At 54.8% G+C, this 19,781-nt stretch carries 15 protein-coding genes; 12 read left to right on the plus strand and 3 right to left on the minus strand.

Features of this window, described 5'->3' with window-relative positions; genetic code table 11:
* Positions 1-89 precede the first annotated feature (89 nt).
* From BM125_RS10620 to BM125_RS10655, 10 genes are all read left to right on the plus strand, one after another.
* Positions 90-1,445, plus strand: a complete 1,356-nt coding sequence (locus BM125_RS10620; protein WP_139224945.1) for a right-handed parallel beta-helix repeat-containing protein — start codon at positions 90-92, stop codon at positions 1,443-1,445.
* Positions 1,446-2,656: 1,211 nt separating this feature from the next.
* Positions 2,657-3,763, plus strand: a complete 1,107-nt coding sequence (locus BM125_RS10625) for a class I SAM-dependent methyltransferase (protein ID WP_245778886.1) — start codon at positions 2,657-2,659, stop codon at positions 3,761-3,763.
* 425 nt (positions 3,764-4,188) lie between these two features.
* Positions 4,189-5,613 carry a MobQ family relaxase gene (mobQ, locus tag BM125_RS20975; protein WP_425429614.1) on the plus strand — a complete coding sequence of 475 codons (1,425 nt, stop codon included), beginning with the start codon at positions 4,189-4,191 and terminating at the stop codon, positions 5,611-5,613.
* Positions 5,614-5,760: 147 nt separating this feature from the next.
* Positions 5,761-6,558, plus strand: coding sequence for a hypothetical protein (locus tag BM125_RS10635; RefSeq protein ID WP_092407752.1), 798 nt, complete (start codon positions 5,761-5,763; stop codon positions 6,556-6,558).
* 205 nt (positions 6,559-6,763) lie between these two features.
* Positions 6,764-7,177 carry a hypothetical protein gene (locus BM125_RS10640; RefSeq protein ID WP_092407754.1) on the plus strand — a complete coding sequence of 138 codons (414 nt, stop codon included), beginning with the start codon at positions 6,764-6,766 and terminating at the stop codon, positions 7,175-7,177.
* A gap of 269 nt (positions 7,178-7,446) precedes the next feature.
* Positions 7,447-7,857: a hypothetical protein gene (locus BM125_RS10645; protein WP_139224947.1), complete on the plus strand. Its 411-nt coding sequence runs from the start codon at positions 7,447-7,449 to the stop codon at positions 7,855-7,857.
* Between the two features lie 259 nt (positions 7,858-8,116).
* Positions 8,117-8,554 carry a hypothetical protein gene (locus BM125_RS19815; protein ID WP_139224948.1) on the plus strand — a complete coding sequence of 146 codons (438 nt, stop codon included), beginning with the start codon at positions 8,117-8,119 and terminating at the stop codon, positions 8,552-8,554.
* Positions 8,555-9,067: 513 nt separating this feature from the next.
* A complete protein-coding gene (locus BM125_RS19820; protein WP_139224949.1) occupies positions 9,068-9,535 on the plus strand; it encodes a hypothetical protein in 468 nt (155 codons plus the stop codon).
* Between the two features lie 1,448 nt (positions 9,536-10,983).
* On the plus strand, positions 10,984-12,525 hold the full coding sequence (gene istA, locus BM125_RS10650; RefSeq protein WP_139224950.1) for an IS21 family transposase: 1,542 nt from the start codon (positions 10,984-10,986) through the stop codon (positions 12,523-12,525).
* On the plus strand, positions 12,522-13,262 hold the full coding sequence (locus tag BM125_RS10655) for an ATP-binding protein (protein ID WP_092407760.1): 741 nt from the start codon (positions 12,522-12,524) through the stop codon (positions 13,260-13,262). Before istA ends, BM125_RS10655 begins: the two co-directional genes overlap by 4 nt.
* A 377-nt stretch (positions 13,263-13,639) precedes the next feature.
* Here BM125_RS10655 and BM125_RS19825 read toward each other — a convergent pair whose 3' ends face one another.
* The 3 genes from BM125_RS19825 to BM125_RS19830 all read right to left on the minus strand — a co-directional run bounded on the left by BM125_RS19825 (position 13,640) and on the right by BM125_RS19830 (position 17,312).
* Positions 13,640-15,139, minus strand: coding sequence for an AAA family ATPase (locus BM125_RS19825; protein ID WP_139224951.1), 1,500 nt, complete (start codon positions 15,137-15,139; stop codon positions 13,640-13,642).
* Between the two features lie 424 nt (positions 15,140-15,563).
* Positions 15,564-15,821: a hypothetical protein gene (locus BM125_RS10665; protein ID WP_139224952.1), complete on the minus strand. Its 258-nt coding sequence runs from the start codon at positions 15,819-15,821 to the stop codon at positions 15,564-15,566.
* A gap of 408 nt (positions 15,822-16,229) precedes the next feature.
* Complete coding sequence (locus BM125_RS19830) at positions 16,230-17,312, minus strand: hypothetical protein (RefSeq protein ID WP_139224953.1); 1,083 nt, start codon at positions 17,310-17,312, stop codon at positions 16,230-16,232.
* A gap of 554 nt (positions 17,313-17,866) precedes the next feature.
* On the opposite strand from BM125_RS19830, the gene BM125_RS10675 reads away from it, so the two are divergent.
* The gene (locus tag BM125_RS10675; protein ID WP_175498018.1) at positions 17,867-18,574 is read left to right on the plus strand and encodes an RES family NAD+ phosphorylase; all 708 of its coding nucleotides are present in this window, start codon (positions 17,867-17,869) and stop codon (positions 18,572-18,574) included.
* Between the two features lie 891 nt (positions 18,575-19,465).
* Positions 19,466-19,729, plus strand: a complete 264-nt coding sequence (locus BM125_RS10680) for a hypothetical protein (RefSeq protein WP_139224954.1) — start codon at positions 19,466-19,468, stop codon at positions 19,727-19,729.
* Positions 19,730-19,781: the final 52 nt, after the last annotated feature.

Raw genomic sequence — 19,781 nt, forward strand, 5'->3', positions numbered from 1 at the left:
AGGCGCTTGTGCAATTACAACGTAACATGGAATGGTTATTTAGTATATCGATTCTGACGCGAGCCTGACTCGGCAAGTGTTGGAGATTCGTGAATCTGAGCGTAGAGGCAATCAAGGAGAAATCAATAGTGAACCGATATTTTCAGGTGGTTTTGGCGATCTTGGCCCTCGCCTACGCAGGCGCTGCGGATGCGGCGTTAACCTACTCCATCGGAGACAAGTGCTACTTGCCTGGTCCGTATGCTTCAAACCGCTGTTCCGTGAGGTGGGGCTTCTCAGGGAATAGCTCGAACAAGATACTTTGTCTATGGAATGGAGATAACGTCAGCGACTGCCAAGGCTATTCGAATTACGCTAATACGTACGACTACGGATACTCGGGCAGCAATGCGCTCGAAATTCGCTGGCATACGGTTTGGCCGACGAATGATCCGTCTTGGCCAGATACTCATGCGGTCCGCCTTCACGGCACATTGATGTACTCCAAGACGCTAACCGTCGCTTCAACGAGCATCTCAAATCCGGGGTGTTCAGTGACCGTAGACAACCAGAGCGTCATTCAACAAACTCTTGACTCTCAGCCCACTGGGGCAGTCATTTGCATTTCGCCGGGGACGAAGGTAGTGAGCTCACTTAACCCCAAAGCTGGTCAGACTTTGAAGAGCTCGAATCCGAGTAACAAAGCAATACTCACGAATCCTGGCTCAGGGTCCGGAGAGCGAATTATCGCGTCATCAAATAGTGGAATTACTATTCGCGATTTGGTGGTCCAGGGCAATACGACCGTAAGGCCGGAATATGGCATTTTGCTTTACGGCACATCGCAGAAGGTGCATAACGTCGACGTTGCGTATTCCCTGATCGGCATTGGCCTCAATGGCGCCGTGAATGCTCAAATTGACAACTCGTCCGTTAGCTACGCGGGGGACGGCGTGGCATGTTCAGGATGTGCGCAGCCGTCCATATGGGTAAACAATAGCGGGGACGTCCGCATCCTTAGTACGAGCATATTGAACAACGGGGTTGGCCCAGAGGGAGATGGCGAGATTGCCTGCTACAACACGAACAACCTTCTCATTCAGGGGAGCATGATCAGCTACTCCGGCGCGAGCGGAGTTTTCCTTGTTGCGTGTGACAATGCGCAAATAATTGGAAATCAGGTGGATCATTCAAAAGAATGGGGACTGGACATCGTGAACCTATCCTATCCCACGGGTTCGGACTACGGGTTGTTTCTTGAGAACACCGTCTCCTACTCTCGCAATGGCGGAGCAGTGCTAAAGGATTCGCAGGCTGCATTATTCAAGAATAATTCCTATCTGAGCAATCGGCAGGGGCCGAGTGCGTCGGGCAGTTGCAATGGAGTTAACCGACGTGGAAATACGGCAGGATTCTATGCGATAAACGACTACTCTAGTCCCTCTGGAACCGCTTGTAGCGACTGACCCAATATTGGCTCCGTCAGCTGCCTTTCCAAGCCTCGGCTTGGGCTTAGTCAAAGCTCAGTTTGCTTTGTTCTGAGCCCGAGCCAGGCGAGTACATTAGATGCCTTGCTGACATTTGTTTCACTCCATATGTAGCTGTGCTATTGGCAGACACTGGTATTGCAGCATGCCACTTTCCTCGACGCTCTCTCCCTTGAGAGTAGCGTGCGAGCTGGAAGATTACGACGTAATAGCGCTGTTCTGTGCCGGGCAATAGGAGTAGCCAATGGCCACTCGGCGATGGTGTGGCCCTCGTTGTTGGGTCAAGCGCGAGAACGTCCTGGCGTCTGCATGCTCACCGATTCAGTGGCTTCAACCATTTGCCGCCCTGCGCCCTCTATATCGATGGCGCCTTGGCCGTGGCGGCTTTCAGGCGGGGGTTCGTCAACTGGGAAGTCTCCAAATAGACGGTGCAGAGACTTCGCGGTCCACGAGCTGGTGGAGCCGCCGCGCGAAACCCTTAACTCCGATCCAACCGACTGATTTATCGCAGCAACAAGGGATCTCAGCATGTGTCGGTTTGGCACGGCGTTCGTTTAGCTGATGCGGGCGCTGAGCATATAGTCGGCAGCATCGGTGAACCCTACAAGAACGCGTTTTGCAAGACCATCAATGGCCTGCATCAGGCCGGATTGATTCGACGGCGCTTAGGGAAGAACCGATAAGCGTTCGAGCAGGGGACGTTGGGTTGGTGGCACCCGTTCGCCAGCGGCCGTTGCGTCCGATCGCCTTCCTTCGTCCGGGAGAAGCGGAGGCAAAGTACTATCAGCAGGGGACCGCGTAGTCCAAGGCCGCGCCATCCAAACCCAACGGCACTCGGAAACAGGGTAGTTCAATGGAATGGTCAAGATGCGCCAAGCATACGTTGGGTTACGTGAATATGCTGCTGCTCAAGCCGATAGCACAAGCGAAGCCGGACAGACTATCCGAAGTACAAAATCCGATCGCGATCACGAACCGGGAAGTTGAGTAAGCCGAGACGTCGCGTATAATCCTTGTGCGGGTGCAGGCGCCTGATGATTTCGTATTGATTGTGATCGCCTATTCGAGTTCGCTTCAATCGATTGAAGCGCAATGGGTCCAAATGGCCGCATGCCTACTCCCTCGTGCCCCCTCTGACTAATTCACACATTATGGCATCAACTACATCCTCCCTCGTCGGAAGAGCTGTTGTGGCTATCCTCTCAGCTGCACGCAGGGCAGCGCTCCAGCTGCCTGGCGCTCTTCAAATACCACTGCGAAACATTTGGCAGCTGGTTTTGAGAGCATCCAGTGCGGGAAGACCTAGGACGAAAGGATTCCGCTACTTGCTGAGAATAGCTGCGGAGAAGGCAATTTTCGAGAATCAGATCGAAGTTCATGATCTTCCTCCGATATCGCACTATTGGTCGAACACCCATCTGAGACCTATTTTGGAGGTACATGGATTTTCAAATCCCGATCAGTTTTTTCTAGAGAACGTGAAAAAATCGGTTTTGGAGTCTACCCCCGGAAATATTCGAATACTCAGCATTGGCTCTGGCAACTGTGACACAGAGATTAGGCTGGCCCAATCACTCCGCAATGATGGATTGAATAACTTCATAATAGAATGTGTTGATATCAACGAGCGGATGTTTGAGCGAGCCAGTGTTCTTGCGAGATCTCTGGGGGTCTATGAGAATCTCGAACCGATGATTGCTGATTTCAACTCTCTAAAGCTGCTTGGGCCATACGATGCCGTCATAGCAAACCAGAGTCTCCACCATGTGGTCGAATTGGAGCACCTTTTTGATCAGATTGACGAGTCACTGAAGGAGTCTGGTCGGTTCATTATTTCGGACATGATAGGTAGAAACGGCCATCAACGGTGGCCAGAGGCATTGGTCATAGTCAATGAGATCTGGGATAGCATGCCTCAGAGATACAAGTATAATAAGCAGTTTAAGCGAGTTGATGATAAATTTGTGAATTGGGATTCGTCGGGTGTCGGATTTGAAGGAATTAGGTCGCAAGATATACTTCCGGAACTCATTAAGCGATTCCCGTTTGAGTTCTTTATCGGCTATGGCAATGTAATTGATGTCTTCATAGACAGAAGCTTCGGACCAAATCTCGACCCCGACAATCCAGAAGATCGGACATTCATCGACAATGTGCACAAAATAGACGTATCGATGTTTGAGAAGAAAGAGTTGACTCCAACTCATATGCTTGCCGTGTTGCGGAGGAATTCCTACAAAGGAAACTGTACGATTTGGAATGGAATGCTGCCCGCTGATTGTGTTCGACGATCGTAAGTCTAGTAGCGACATTTGGCCATAACTCACTGCAGGCGCGCTTCGGAGTACTTTGTTTGTGGTCCTGGAATGTGGTCGCGGGATTTATGATTTCGTTAACTGGCTTTTTGGCGTTCTACCTGCGGCTGTTGCTTTGCCGCGGTTTGACTGATACCAATTCAATTGACGGTGTAGCCGGCGGAAGTCGAATGTGCCTTTAAGATGAATAAGAGCGCTGGCGTTCAGTTTTCGGAACGAGTTTGCTACTTCACAGTGCCGCTGCATTTGATTGTTGGTGATTTGCGTATGGTCCGTCGTTGTTGAGGGCGCCGGGACGCTTTGCATCTTTTGCTAGGTATTGACGGGTCGCTCGTGCTTTCCGATTGCGGAATCCGAAGGCTACGCTAGTCTGAGATTGACCTAGTCCTGGGCCTGCCGCCGTCGCTATTTACCACGCCACCTTGAAGACGTTCAGCCGTTCGCAGGGCCATTCGGCGACCGCGGCGGCGGCCTATCGAGCGGGTATTTACATGGCCGATGACCGTACGGGTTTGGTTCATGACTATCGCAAGAAGTCAGGCGTGGTGTCAGCGAAGATGTTCGCGCCTCGCGATGCTCCCCCCTGGGCCACAGAAGTAACCGCGCTTTGGAACGCAGCAGAGAATGCCGAAGCCCGAATCAACAGTCGTGTAGCGAGGGAGCTCGAAGTCGCCCTCCCGGCCGAACTCAACGCGGCTCAGCGCGAAGCGCTGGCGCACGAACTCGCAAAGATGCTCGTGGACCGGTATTCGGTGGCAGTCATGGCCGCTATCCATGAGCCTGGCCCGGAGGGTGATGGCAGGAACTACCACGTTCATCTATTGATGACGACACGTGTCGTTGGTGCAAATGGCATGGGCGTGAAGGCGCGCGTCCTTGACGACAAAGTGTCCGGTCCAATGGAAGTTGCCAAGCTACGCGAGTGGGTCGCCGTGGCAACGAACCGACATCTTGCCGGGGCAGGCTTTGAGGATAGGGTGGATCATCGAACGCTGGGGGAGCAAGCCGGCGGTGCCGCCGTTCACGGTGACCTCGATGGGGTTGCCGTTTTGAGCCGTGAACCAACAAAGCATCTCGGACGGGCGGCAACTGCGCTGGCAAGACGCGGGGCGGCCAGCGACAGGGCTTCTGGAGCCGTCCTGCTCGCGAGTCAAAATGCTTTGCTTGTTGCTGAGGGCCGCCTTCGCGCCCTTGAACTATCCCAGCAAACCCCTATGGCTCGCCCTTCTCGACCAACACGAGGTAATGCCCCGTCGAGACGCCCTCGCATTTCCTTGAAGCAATCGTTGAGGCCGTCCGACGCAAGTCTCATCGGTGACACAGCGCTCATGGTCCGCGCGACGGGCGCCGACGCAATGCTGTTGAACAACCAGGCCACCGTTCTTCAGACGGGTCTTAGAGCCGTCCGCGACGATGCCCGCAAACAGGTCGCCGCCCTGGAACGTTCCTTGCGTACCTCAAAGGCTCTGGCAGACTCGGTCCTTCGAGCGGCGCAAGTTGCGGCGGACCAGGCCCGTGGACTCCCAATGCCTAGGGCAGAGAATCGGATAAATCTGAGGGTGGGGCGGCAGCCTATCGAAAGATGCCCAGTCGCTAAAACCTCGTCGGAGTCAGGGATTGTTTGCCCCCCGAGAGCTGGGACGGCTCGTACGCGGCGGCAATGGGCAGAACTCAGACGCGCGGAACGGAAGGCCCAATACACAAGGGCGCCTAGACGCGATGAATCCACGCCCCCGGTGATGAGTTCATTCGGATTCTCTGCAACCAAACGGCGGAGGCCAGCCCTGGATGCTCCAGGTCCGAATCCTCGTTGGCGGCCACCGAGTCCATGAGAGTAGGCATGGAGATCTGCGGGGGTTCCTAAAAGACGCATTCCGCGGGTCAGATGTGCTATTTGACTCTTAGGATCAATTGGCAAATAGTACGGATACGGCAGTGTTTTCGCCGCACCTACGAAATGCTTGGGCCAGGGAGTTTGAATGTCCAGCCGCAGTGGGCCCCAGACAGTCAAGAAGGCAGTTGAAAATCTGCCAGGCGGCGTCGCGGCAATTATCCGCGACCCGACGCCTTGGTCCACGGCGACGTTGCTCGACGTCAACTTGGGCGGAAACTATGTCGTCAGAGATGCTCTGGATTCACTTTCTGACGCTGATTTCATCCATGTTTCTGTCGCAGCCATATATTGCAGGTGCTCGGAAACGACTTTCAACAACCATCGGCCTCCCGGTCTCTCTTTAGGCGATCTGAAGGAGCGTGGTGACACCAAGATGCTGCCGTGTCGCAGTGGTACGCAGACGCGTAGGGAGCGGTACTATAGAGTGGGGTTTGTGAAAGAAATCCGCGAAACCATCAGAAGCGCATCTGACATCGGTGATGATGCCCGAGCCAAAAAACTTATCCAGCAGCACACGCCGGAGGGGCGTCTTTCGATTCAACTGCGCAAGAAGATTGCATGGATAGCGGATGAGAATGGTCACATCTATGCCCCGATCACTATCGAATGTAAGGACGGATCCGCGCACCTCGCCAAGCTGTTTCAGAAGGGGGCGCGAATTCAAATACTCACCTTCCAACAGGCAATGACCGAGCGGACGTGGCTCGACCCTGCAAAGCGCGCACTCTTCCACGACTACTACCTAGAGCTCCTAGACGCCGAGCGTCAGCTCCTCGTGATAAAAGGGGAGGAGTCGGCGGCGATGTCACTCGCCTTGTCCCTGGAGCAGATTGTTCCTAAGACATCGCGGCCCGGCACGCGTACAGGTATGCGGCGTCTCTAGTCCTGCCTGATAGGCGCAACCCGCCAAGCCACAGCTTGAAGTTGATGAGAGCGCGGCGCCAGCACGCGGCGCGCGGCTACTTCTTGCGCGCAATGGTTGACTCCGAACCTGCAAGATCATGATCTCTGGCGTTCGGATTTTCTTCTCCATTATTGTCGAGACTTTCCACAGCGGTGGGAAGCATATCCAATAAAGGAGCTCAAAAATGAAAAACATCGACTATACCTTGGGGTGCATCTACACCAACGTTTTCGCGGACTTGTGGGTCTGGATGGCGGACGACTTGCGTCGTCGTGGTCTTTCCCAGGAAAACGCGCGGCAATCGCCCAATATCCCGGAGGCATGGGATCTATGTCGCCAACTCGCGGCCCAATCCGTGGGAGGGATCTTTGAGACGACAAAGGATTCCATGCGCTTTGAATTCCCTGGGACCGATGAGGTGGCGCCGTTCTTCTATATCGCGAAGATCGTGTCCGATGCCACGATTCATGGCAAGCACGTACCTTTTCTTGCTCTGCGATTGTGCGATGGCTATCAATCTGAAACGGAGCCCGAGGCGTTCGAATTTCGCGATTCCGCGAGATTCCTCAAGGGACCGCAAGCTGAATCACAACATTGACGACCCGTTCTCCTGCCCGTCGTATCCCGGCGGGCGGGCGAGCCAGAGTTCGTATGGTCGTTGAACCATCAGACAACTAATGCTGACGCCAAATCGAGCAAGAGGATCTCTGGCCGAAGGGATGTCGGCTACTGGCGTAAGCCCCAGGAGAAATCACAACGTCCAATAGAGTGCTGCAAGATCATGATCTCCTGCAATCACCTATATGGTCTTCAGAATCGAAATCGCTTCGCGCAACCGCGCGGGCATCAATCTAAATGGAGAATCACATGTCTAGTAACGAAACTGTACCTGGAATGGTCTACTACTGGGGCAACTATGGACTTCGCGTTTGGTTGGCGGAAGACCTCCGTCGAGCGCGGGCGCCAGATGACAAAACCGCACCGAGGATGTCGCTCACCGGCGATGATTTCTGTGACGTACTGATGCTCAACTGTTGGGTAACAGTGATGTGCAGCAAAGGAGAGCTGCTGATTTTTCCGTATGTAACGAGCGATGGACTCGTCCCGTTTCTTTACAGTGCGAAGTTGCTGCAAAACGTATGCATGAATGATGAAACAGGTCCTGTGATTGTGCTGCGTCTGAGCGATGGCATTGATGCGGACACTGATTATGAAAATCTGGTCTTCTATGATGGCGAAACGCGGAGGAAAGTCGATTCAATGGATGCGCTCTTTTGATGTCACCCCCTCTCCGGCAACGCGGTCTCGGTTGCCGGAGAAACTTTAGTTCAAGCGCGATGAGCGCGAGTTTGCTCAGGCGGACGTCGTCTTGTAAGACAGGGGCAGTGACTATCTGGATTCATCGCAAGTGGAGGGTTGCCGGCGAGAGGAAGACAAGACGCTGCAAGATCATGATCTCGGGTAGGCAATAGCTCCGACTCCAGACTGTGTTCGCTTTGCCGAATCGTCGGTTTAGCGAATTCAATGGAGAAAAAACATGAATCTTTCGAGTGCTGAGCGCGAACGACTTCGCAAGGACCCACCGCCCCACCTTGCATTTGTCACGACAGAAGCCCTGCTTTACGCAGCGTCGCCCCACTGCGTTCCAGAGGCCACCCCAGAAGAGATTGTAGAAGCATTAGGGCGTGCCGCGTTCTCCATGATTCTCGACTCACCTCATGATGGTGCCACGATGGATGTTAAATGGATGGATGGAAGCGTGGCATTGACATTGGGAGTGTTTGTCGTGAGAGAGGTAAGGTTCGGGTCCTTCTGTGGCCCATTAGTTGTGATGATGTTGGCCAACTGTCCGGTCGAGCACCAACGTGAACCCGCAGTCCTTGTAGCTGTTGAAGATGGGCATCGAAGGCTCGCCTATCCAACGTGGTCTATCGAGAATCTTTGCGACGCACTCCGTCTTGAGGAGGACTCCTGATGGTGCCCCGTGCGCAGTTCGAGTTTTGGCTCGCCAATCGCGCGTACGAAAAGTGAGAACTGCGTACCACGCAACTGGCGTTGCGCCAGTTGTCACCTTGACGATGATCGATTCTGAGCTACGTTGATTCCGTCCGAATCAATTGTTCACATATATCGCCAATGAACCTGTCAATCTACATCTCATGTGTACTACGAATTTCCGCAAGTCGTCGTCGCCTGGGTGCGATCAATGACTTCATTGCGGGACACTCGATGAGCGCGAAGGAGGGTGTCATGTAGTCAAAGGAATCCGCCTTCTCAATTCGAACAGGGCGGAACGCGAAAACCCCGAAACCTTCCCGTTTCGGGGTTTTCAGGTGAAACGCGGATTGAGTGACCACCGCCAAAGCATCCTATCGCGTTCCAATGGGTAGTCAAGTCGAACTCGATTGAGGGTTTTCGGCAGCGGCAGCCTGCGCTCTGAACTTCTTCAGGTTCTGCCAAACGGCGGCCAACTTTCGGTGTAACCGCAATGCGAAAGAAATCCCCCCACGAGCTCGCGCTATACATTCAATCTCAGCCAAACCTTTCCGATCGCCGCGTCGCGGATGCTGCCGGCATTTCGCCGAAAACCATACGGCGCTATCGCCGGCGGCTTTCGGCGCTGTCGATGACGACGGAGCAACTGACCCATTGTGATCGCCATGCCATTGAAGTCGTTCTGGACCGTCGAAAGCTGCTGCGCTCTCAGGCGTCGCTCGACTTCGATGAACTGTTGCAGCCCACACACCCGCCCGGTACAACCTTGCGAACCCTCTGGGAGCGATATCGTGACGATACCGAAGATGCTCTGTCGTATTCACAGTTTACGCGGCGCCTGGCCGACCATCTTCGAGAGCGGCGAAAAGGAGACGCGGGAGGTCGCGCCCAAGGCGAGGGGTTTTTTGGTCACGAATGCAATGGGATTGCAGTAAATGACAATAGTTCGCCTGTTGGTTGACCTGCTGAGCACACTATTTTGAGTGAGCACTTCAAGTCATGTCCAGCTTGATTTAAACTGTAGGTATCAAAAAAGCGTGTGAGATCACTATGGATCCGGATGTAGGCGTCCCCCTGTTTATGGGTTTCGTAGTTGGAGCAGCGGCAGCAGCTATAGCGCTCGCTCTTATTTGCTGGAGAGGCGGGCGATTTGATCCTTTATTGTCATTTTTAATCGCACTCGCGAGCGTCGCTGCCTTTGTTTGGCTTTACAGTCCATCCAGTTGGGTATGGGCCTCCGTCGGGGGGCTCGTCGGAGCGTTCGTCTGCATTTTAGTAGTAATGGTTCGGGGTAAGCTGTGTTAACCCAGGTAGTAAACCGCACAGTGATAGGCGAACTGAAGAGCGAGCAATAGAAAAATGAACGCGCTCACGTGGGCCAGGGGTTTGATATGGGTATAGAGCCAACCGTTGATGGATTTGCGAAAGCTCAGTACGCGATGAAACGATTTGACAATTGGCATGCTATCTCCGAAATGTAAGTAATGGACGTACGGAAAAGATAGCAGACAGCTCGTTATTGGCAAGGCTGACATCCATGTATCGGCGGGCGATAGAAATGGCAGGATTTATGCTTGGATGAATAGGGTTGCTGTTTGATTGCGATTGGAGGTCTTAAATTGCATGACGCGCCCTCCATCAGGGTTGCAAGGGCTTCTGCAAGTATTCAGTCACGACACCGCCAATGAGAAGAAAGCGCCAGTAAAATCAGCATGATCGGCGTCATCGTGCCGCAATGTTTCTTTCATTCGAGATCTACCGCTTATCGGTCAATTCCACGCGTTTGCGCCAGCGTTAATCCTTGAATTCGACTTAAAGACACCCATCCGGCAAGCACCCAACAATCACTGATCGTTGCTGTTGCGACGTATTCGGGAAAGAAGTGATGCTTGTAACGCAACGAAAATCGCATCTAGTTGGGTAATTGACGACGGCGATAACAGGGCTAGGCTTTTAGGAATATTCCACTATTCCGTGTCGATTGCCCCATGAGTCCATCTGCCATTCTCGCCACGAACGTCCACTCGCTAAGCCGTCGGCCGCATTCGATGCTGAGGCTTGCAAGGCACAAGTGTGCCCGCACAGAGCGATATGGAGTTACTCGTGCCGTCAACTGCGAGGATAGGGGGGCGCCTATGTAAGCCGCTAATCGTCCCTTTACCAACAAACGGCAGGATCGAAAAGCGAAAACCCCCAAACGGACAAGGTTTGAGGGCCTTCAGTTCAAGCGGAATGACAACCACCGCATAGGCATCCTAGCGCGATTTCGACTTTCGTCAAGTCTCATCACATTTGGATGAGGCGACGGACTCGTTCGCCCGCCGTTTCCTTAAAGCCTCATTTTTGGAAACCCACTATGAACTCAATGATCAATATCGCCCCCCCATCTTCCTCAGCTGGGAGACCATCATGAATAATAAACTTCACGACATCCTGCGATTGCTCGAAACCCGTCCATCGCTCAGCCGTCGCGACATTGCAGCTTCACTCGCTGTGTCTCGCCGGACCATCGACCGATATGCGAATCTTCTGCGACTTGGCAAGAAGACCTGGTCGGAGCTCAAGGATCTCGACGGGAGCGCACTGAATGCGATGTTCAATCGCAGGCGACAAGCGTCCGAGAAAGTCAGGCCCGTTCCTGAAGCCATCACTGCGGCGTTGAATGGCCCTGGTATGACGCTACTAGCCGTATGGGAGGACTATCGAGAGGAACATTCCGCGCCGACGCTTTCGTACTCACGATTTGCAGCGCTCTATCGTGAGCATCGCAAGGCACAGAACCTCGTCATGCGGAAAGCGGTCGTTCCCGGGCAATGTGTCATGACGGATTACTCCGGAGTGCGGCCGTTCTATATTGACTGCTCGACAGGCGAGCAGATTCCCGTGGAGCTCTTCGTCGGGGTTCTCGGCGCCAGCAACTACATATTCGCATGCTGTACAGCGACCCAGACCGTGCCGGACTGGATTGATGCGCACACGCGCATGCTCGCATTTTTCGGAGGTGCTCCGGCTTCTGTGATTCCCGATAACTTGCGCTCCGCCGTCACGAAGAGCGGCACCGAGCCGGTCCTCCAACAGACCTATGCCGACTGGGCGCGTCACAACGGCATGGCTGTCTTGCCGGCACGGCCAGGGCATCCGAGAGACAAGGGCGCGGTAGAAGGGGCGGTCCTTATTGTTCAGCGCTTTGTCTTTCCAAAGCTACGCAAGCGTTCGTTCTTTTCACTTGCTGAACTCGACGCCGCAGTCACCGGGCTTCTCAAACCGCTCAATGAACGCCCCTTTCAGAAGCGCCCAGGTTCACGGCAGTCTGAGTTCGACACGCTCGAAAAGCCGGCGTTGATGCCGCTTCCCGGCGAGCCTTTTGTCTACGCGCAATGGTCGCCGAAGCAGAAAGTCCCTCGCGACTACCATGTGTCGGTCCATGGGCATTGGTATTCGGTTCCGTTCGACTTGGTCGGTCATAGAGTCGAGCCCCGAGTATCTCCCACACAAGTTGAGATCTTCTGTAGCGGGAAATGCGTGGCGAAGCACAATCGTTCGAAAGAGAAGGGTGCGCATACCACCGATCGCGCGCATCAGCCTGATACCCATCGCGCCGAAGCAGAACGCACACCGGAAGGAATTATTGCTTGGGCTGAAACAGTGGGGCCGAACATGAAAGCGGTCGTTGAGAAGCAGTTTCGCCAGAAGGTTCCGCTGCAAGGACTTCCTTCCGCTGGTGCGCTGCGCAATCTCGCCAAGGGACGAAGCAATGAAGATCTCGAAGCCGCTGCCACCCGCGCACTGGAGCTCAAAATCGCGAGCCCAACAGGCGTTCGCCGAATGCTCGAAAGCAGCAAGACTGAGGTGACCCGCAGTTGCCGGAGGCGCAGTTCTGGTACGCCGTTGACCGCACCTCGCGCTCGCCGCTTGCCACATGCCTCCTCCTCGACGGGAGGTGCGAAATGAGCAAGAACCGCGCACGAGCACGTTCGATTTGCCCTGACCGTGACCTCATCGGTGAGATAAAAGCGCTCGGCCAACCGCGCCTGGCCGCGGTCATCGAAGGGCTGCTATTTGCTAAATCGAAGCAACCCTTTGGTGAGGTGCTGGTCGACCTCGTGGAGGGGCTAAAGCTTGCTCGTGATGAACGCTCTATCCACCGTCGTTTCGATGCCGCAAGACTGCCGATGCCCTCGGCAGTCCTTGAGGAAGCCAAATGCAGCAATGCGCGGGGACTCCATCGCGACGTGGTGGATGACCTGGCGAAAGGCGAATGGGTCAAGCGACAAGAACATATTGCTATCACGGGCGCGTCAGGAACCGGTAAGACCTGGCTGGCCTGTGCATTGGCGAGCACGGCACTGCGCCATGGTCATGTTGTTCGCTACTTCAACGTGCCGGACCTCCTCTTCGCTTGGTCGACGGCTAAAGCCCACGACACATTGGATGCATTCCGAAACACGCTGAGTCGTGCCGATGTCCTCGTGCTGGATGACTGGGGTGTGGAGAGGCTCGACGAGGAGGATGTCTCAATCTTGCGACGCGTCCTCCAGTTCCCCCTCGAACATGCCAGCGTTGTCGTGGCGTCTCCGTATCCCGAAAGCCATTGGTTGGAATGGTTGGGAGGCGATTACGTCGGCGAATCGTTGGTACGGCGGCTGGGCGGTGGCGCTCATCGGATTGACTTGAGGAAGGGGTGTTGAACGGACTCATGACGGAAGTGGCCCGAGATATTGCTCGGCCCTTCGTCTTTGTGGGGCGCACACCAAGGAAGTTGATCGTCTGTACCAATTGGCCGGGATCAGCACGCCGATGAGTTGATCAACCTAGCTCGGACACAGCTGTTGGCCGTTCGTCGGCATCCTCGAAGGGCAGAACTCGGCCGAAACAGGTCATTCGGAGACGAACTGAGCCTAAGAATGGAAGTCCGAACTCGCTGGGTCTCTGAGAAACAAAACCCGGCTTTCAAGGTACGAGCTGAGAAGAACCTGCTATGTCCACGGGAAGCCGCATGGCGAGATGCGTGTCGCTACCCGCTACCTTCCGGCAGTGGCTCAGTTCCTTTATGTGAGTGATCGCTTCACACCATTAGCTTGAGATGATCCCAATCAAAGTACACAACCCCCCTCTCTTCCTCTAAAGCCTCGTAGACGCTTTGACTCGCATTGCCGTGTCCGACAATCCAGATCTCATCTAGACCATAGATCGCCTCGGCCGATTTGAACTGAGGTCGCATGTGCCTGATCCCTTTGTCGCTCAGGCGGTCGGAAGTTCCAACATAGAGTACGCCAACGCGCCGCCGAAAAATCCACCGTCCGCTCGACGCAACCAGGTCAATTCCCCTTAGTTCTTCCGGTTCCATCGCTCTAACGGACCAGCCAAGAGCGTGCAGTTGTGCAGCTAGTTCCTTGACTTCCAGAGTTGCCCTAGTGCGCGTCTCCTCCAGAGTTACGTAGGCTGCAACTAGACGATCCACGAGTCGATAGCCATCACCGTCTCTTTCGATTACTCCTCCCTCTTCCAAGACGTCTACAGATGAGGCTACCATCTCGTTGGAATCCGATAGCACCTGTTGAATAGTTCGAAGTGGCACCGAGTCCTGTTGAACAGCCAGCATGGAGATAATTCTTCGGCCGGGCTGCCCTGAGAGTGCGGACGCAGACTGAAGAGTTTCTTCTCCCTTGATCTGGTCGATCGCTGCACGCAGGCCAACCTCAAAATCGAGGGTGTCCACAAACTGATCTCGGTCCGCGCGGAAGCATGAATCTGCAAGACGCTGCACGACTGCGGGAAAGCCCCTTGAGGACTTTGCTATTACAGACCTGATGCTTGAATCGAATTCGACGCCAGAGATACTCTCGCCATCACGAACGATTGACTCGCAAGCTTCACTAGAGAGCGGATCGAGCCAAATCTGTTCGAAAGCGCGTGGCGCCGAAGGGTGTTCACTTCTGAGTCGCGACACAAGTCTCTTTTGCCCCACAAGCACGAACGAAACGAGACCAAGTGACTCCGCGGCGATCATCTCCTTCGAAGTTCGAACCAGAACGCCTGGAAGTGCTGCTGTAGAAAGCTGATCTACCTCATCAACCACCGCAACGATAGGTGTCGATGGAGCCAAGCCCGCTCTCCGCAGTGTTGCTATTGAGTCTACTATGCGGGCAGCGCAGGAGGCAGCCTCTTTCGTCTCGGTTTCCCAGGTCCGAGATCCGGACATGGCCCCCAAGGTGCCGCCGATCTCAATCCCACTTCGGCGTACCGTAGTCAACTCTCGCCCCGAGCATCTGGATAGGGAACGAAGCAAGCCGTCAGTCACTTCCAGCAACGTCTCACCTGGCGAGCAGGAGAACACAGCGACTACTGCACGCTTTACAGAGCGGTCTTTGATCCTCCTACGACCGCTAAGTATGCTAAGGAGAACCATTGAGAAACTTGACTTACCGACACCTCTTTCTCCCGTAACAATCAAATTCCTTCCAGCGCCAATCGCGTCGATTGCCGCAACGATGAACTCGTGACGCCCAATGAGGCGTGCGGGGTCAGAGATTGGTTCAGTTGGACTGTAAGGGCTCTGACTCATAGCCTGTTCACCTGAGAACTTTGATGCATGCCCTGGCACGCGCTGTGCTCTGCGTAGACTCTACACTTTCCAAATGATCTTCGCTTCGGCTTCGGCTGCCGGGATGTCAGAGGGTGGGCAGACAGATTCCTTGCTTTCAGGTTCCGGGATCAAAAGAGCATCGCCTACGCGACGTCCCCCAGGTCTTGAGTATCACTGCGAGTTGAGTTGTACCCAGGCCTGGACGCTTATTTCGTGATTGCTGTTCCCCGCGCTCAAGCTGACCTTGCCATTCGCCTGACAACTCTGGTCGGCGACCCGATCATGTTTCATCTGCGCGCTGTTCAATATCTGCCAGTGCACGCATCTGGGAATATCCGATTCGAATGTGAGACTCGACATAAGCTAGTTAGAGCAACTCGTAGCGAGATATCGAACATTCGTACTACGTATTCGCCCAGACATCGTAGGCGATGAGTCCGACCCCCATTACAAATCCTATGAATGAGGAAACGACTGCCAGCGCCATCAGGTTGCGTTCCGAAAAGGAAAGTGGAGGTTTATCGGCCTGCGGGAACCGCACGGCCGTAACAAGGAAGGCCAGGGCAGAAGCAACCATCGAAAACAGCAAAGCAACCATCGCAAATCCCATGATGCCTTTGGAGGCGTCTCGGCCGGGGAGCTTGTCGAGGAGGGTTCCCACCAGGATGAGAGATCCTAGGGACAGCGTAGCGATATGCTTGGCGAAATCGCATAGAGCCCTGTAGTGGTCGGCCTTCCCGACTACACTTGTATGAGTGCCGGTGCCTTTCGAGGCCATTCTATCCCCCTCATTAGTTTGCCGAATCGTAGCATTTCGGAAACGTAAACGTTCCGCACTCAGCTAGATATCTTCTGCAGCACTATGTCAAGGTGGGCAGCGTTTATTGGACTGGGTGGGCAATCATATTGGAATACGCAGATGCGTATTCTTGAAGCCTTGCCCTGCAAGTCCAATGAGGCAGCCCACCGATAACTGAAAGGGCTGCCCAAGATAGTAGCTATTGGCCCGGAGCCCTTGGGTGTAATGGCTAGCGAGGGCCCTGGGTGGCAGGCGCCTACTTCTTCTACTTCATTCGTCGGAGTTCAGGTCCTTTTCGGGAGAGTCTTCTTCGGCTTCCTCGGGGGAAGAGAAGAGCGCTATATGAACGAAAGCGATTGCCTTGCGAATGGCTGTGAGAGTCTGTTCAACTTCCGCAGCGGTAACGCGAATCTCCCGACCTTGCTGCTCTGCAGCCTTCGCCCGCTTAAGGTATTTTCGGTCGACCACGCCCAGGTTGTGGGTGATGGGGTGGCGTTTTTCGAAAACCGCCGCCAAAGCCACCCAAGGGCCGCCTTCTGGGATAGAGAGTGCGAACAGCTCGGCCAGCTTCAGGCGGGTGCGATCGATGCTCTGAAATGCATTGCCCAACGTTTGCATTTTCTTCTCGATGTCTTCTTCGGAGCAATCATCCCGTTTCAGCCCACGCCTCGCCAATGCTCGCATCGCAGCCTCAAAGAGTGAGACGCAGTCTTCCAGACAGTTTTCAAGATCCTTTGCAGCGACCCGCTTTCCGAGCAGTTCGCGCCGTCGGTCGAAATCTCCCAGCATCTTGCGCGTGACGGCTATCTCCGCGTCGACATGGCTCATGAAAATGTCGGCCCCACAATCGGCGCACCAAACAGCCAGTCCAAACACGGTCTGATCCAATGTACAACGGGGGCAGACAACATCCCGGCGTACCTCCTCTTCAAATGGCCGTCGCACATGGGGCAATGGCGATTCCTTAAGACTCATCTCTATCGAGATCAGACCACCTCCTAGTTTTCGCCGCCCACTGCTCCCTAATCCGAATGCGTCCTTAATGAGGCCTCTCACGCTTTTGTGCGCCTCGCGCATGACGAGATCCTTGGCGTATCGCATCTGCTCTTCGGTCCTGAACTCACCAGGCTCGTCGGTGTGGCGGCAGTACGGGCAGAACGCCTGTGTATGGTTCTCAGTGATTCCAGTGCCCGGAGTCACCTTGAAATATCCAGGTGAGCACCGCTTGTCTGGACACTCCCGCGACCTGCGTCCATCAGCATCATTGGGCAATGAGATGTTCATCTCATAGCGATTATTACCACGGCTGCGAACGTCAAGTTCACCACCGGGTCGAAAGAGCCTGCGATTCATTTCAAGTCCTCAAGTTATCCCTACAGCTCACGCACCTTCGGTAGGCGCCGTATGCCCGAAATGCTCGTGGCCCTCAGGGCCGCGGCACCGGGGATATGGAAGCCCGGCACATCGCTCTGCTTGAATGAACGGATAGTCGGTCCAGCCGAGCAGGACAATCGCAGTCGCGGGAATGCCGACAAGTATCCATCGCACGAGTGGAAAATGCGCCGACATAACGGAGACGCATTTCAATTGTTTGACGAAACCCATGGAGAGTAGCGTTGCCGCGAGCGCCAGTTTGCTCGGGGCATATGTGCGCACTATTCTCAACCAGCCCATTGTTTCCCCCGACAGTTTCCCGGTAGCGTAAGACCCGCCAGTCTCGATGCCTGAGACGCCCATCGGCAAACCTCCCGCAGCGGGCACCAATTTGACTCGTTTTCGGTCAGAACATGATTCCAGGGACAGGAGTGATCCCCATAGGTCTGTATTGTCCTTGGGAGACTGGCTGTTTTTAGACTACCGCACCATCGCTTCACCTTATGGTTCGCTTCAACATTCAGGAGAAGGCTATGGCCCAAATCAAGCTTGGCGCGACAGCGAACGTCACGGTATCCGATGAGATTGGCTGCTCTATCAAGCGCGGCGCCACGGGCCGAAGGATTGACACGTTGAGCAAGGAGCAGTGGAAATCCGAAGTGCTTGTTGAGGCATGGTTGAGCGACGATGCGGACAACCGTGAGCACCCCGGAAGAGCCTTGGTTTCCGAGGGCCTTGAGGGTATGAAGCTTGCTTCGCCAATGGTCTCCTATCGAGCGTTGAGCTTCGCCTCGGATGTTGCTCCTGCTTCCGCAATCGAATTCGGGCCGAATCCGAAGCGGCGCAGCAATCGGTACAATCGCGACGGCGAAACTGCGATGTACTTGTGCACTACTGTTGCTGGACTTCAGGCCGAGATGTTGTGCTATCACGACCCGGAAGAGGTTTGCTTCTTCGCGACCTTCAGCGCGATCTCTTCTGAGATCAGCATCGCTGACCTGACCGACGCATCGCTTCCTGCAGTGGTCCATCAGGCGTTCGACTATGCGGAGCGTCCGGATTCTCGCTGGGCGGGGCATCGTCTTGCCGACTTGATTCGATCGCTCGGATACCAAGGAATGCTCGTACCTGGCGTCCGCGGCTCCCCCGCGAACCGGTATGCCAATCTCGTGATCTTTAACTACGAGGGCTGGGAAGCCTGGGTGGATAGTCGTTCGCCACCTAGATTGCTTTTCACGTAGAAGGGTCGATGACCCTCCCCTGACAAGTACTGTTCGAACTGGCCGCCAGAGCGTTTCTTTGGTTGCTTCTGGATTGCGCAATCCAGAAGCAAGGGATGCCGCCTGCACCGCGCATTCGTCGGCCTGCCCACTGACTACTGTGAGGCGGCCCACGAAGAACTGGTAGGCTCGCCTGCGGTAAGTCCATAAGACCTTCCAGATGGTGAAATGGCATAAAAGGCCTTGGGTTGACTGTAGACTCGTCTTTGGCTGGTCAGCGAATCCTGTTTGCGGCGGCCGGCATTCTTGTTGGGCGGACAAACACCGATTGATGCGGCTGGGCTGAACGGCGGAAAGTAACTCACTTGGACCCTTTCAAGGCACTCCTCATCTGGAGCTAAATTAGCTCGCCGGGGCTTCGGGCCCGCAGAAAGTGGGATCCGAAGACGCGGGATCAGGGGGCATGCTCCAGCCAAGGTGATCCCGAGGTTTGGGGTCTTCGATTCCCGGAGGAGCCGATAGTTGCCGCCGGGGGTATGCTACTGCGTGAACTATTCTCACGGTGTAAGCCCGATGCCGCGACCAGACGTATCCCCCAATCTAGTGCATTTTACTAAAGGCGACACTGATGATGCGGCGTGCGAGCGTCTTCTCAGTATGGTATGCGATCGAGCGTTGGTAGGAAGCAGCAGATTGATTAGGGGCGAGCATGTCTGTGTGTGCTTTACGGAGGCACCGCTTGCCGCTCTCGCTCGTGGGTTCGTAAATGAGATGGATGTCTCGCGCTACCGACCGTTCGGAATCATGTTCGAAAAGCGATGGATATTCGAACGGGGCGGTCGCCCGGTCATCTACCAGAGGTACGATGAGTTTGAAGGCCTGCGAGATTCTCCAGCGCATAACTGGAGGCACATGACCTTCGATCCACTTTCTACAGAGCCGGTTGACTTCACCTGGGAGCGCGAATGGAGAATTCAAACCGAATCGCTCAGGTTCGACAGCTCCGTCGCTTCCATTGTGACCCCGAACCCGGAGTGGTGTGAGCACGTTGCGCGCGAACTTAGCGTGGATGAGGACACGCGAATCTGGAGCTATGCGCAGATCACGGACGACTTGCTAGCTGAGCAGCGTAGGGAGCCACGTTGGCATATCGTCTCTCTAAGCAATGTAGCATGAATTCTTCTTGCGCCCATGGAACGCGCGCGCAATCGCTGCTGAGCGCAACTGA

Origin of the sequence: Dokdonella immobilis (assembly GCF_900115085.1) — a bacterium.
Lineage (GTDB): Bacteria > Pseudomonadota > Gammaproteobacteria > Xanthomonadales > Rhodanobacteraceae > Dokdonella > Dokdonella immobilis.

Excerpts from the sequence above, each read along its gene's own strand:
- BM125_RS10655 (WP_092407760.1), top strand. The coding sequence starts at position 12,522 with ATGAGCAAGAACCGCGCACGAGCACGTTCGATTTGCCCTGACCGTGAC.
- BM125_RS19830 (WP_139224953.1), bottom strand. The coding sequence starts at position 17,312 with ATGAATCGCAGGCTCTTTCGACCCGGTGGTGAACTTGACGTTCGCAGC.
- istA (WP_139224950.1), top strand. The coding sequence starts at position 10,984 with ATGAATAATAAACTTCACGACATCCTGCGATTGCTCGAAACCCGTCCA.
- BM125_RS10675 (WP_175498018.1), top strand. The coding sequence starts at position 17,867 with ATGGCCCAAATCAAGCTTGGCGCGACAGCGAACGTCACGGTATCCGAT.
- BM125_RS10640 (WP_092407754.1), top strand. The coding sequence starts at position 6,764 with ATGAAAAACATCGACTATACCTTGGGGTGCATCTACACCAACGTTTTC.
- BM125_RS19815 (WP_139224948.1), top strand. The coding sequence starts at position 8,117 with ATGAATCTTTCGAGTGCTGAGCGCGAACGACTTCGCAAGGACCCACCG.
- BM125_RS19820 (WP_139224949.1), top strand. The coding sequence starts at position 9,068 with ATGCGAAAGAAATCCCCCCACGAGCTCGCGCTATACATTCAATCTCAG.
- BM125_RS10635 (WP_092407752.1), top strand. The coding sequence starts at position 5,761 with ATGTCCAGCCGCAGTGGGCCCCAGACAGTCAAGAAGGCAGTTGAAAAT.
- BM125_RS10645 (WP_139224947.1), top strand. The coding sequence starts at position 7,447 with ATGTCTAGTAACGAAACTGTACCTGGAATGGTCTACTACTGGGGCAAC.
- BM125_RS19825 (WP_139224951.1), bottom strand. The coding sequence starts at position 15,139 with ATGAGTCAGAGCCCTTACAGTCCAACTGAACCAATCTCTGACCCCGCA.
- BM125_RS10680 (WP_139224954.1), top strand. The coding sequence starts at position 19,466 with ATGACCTTCGATCCACTTTCTACAGAGCCGGTTGACTTCACCTGGGAG.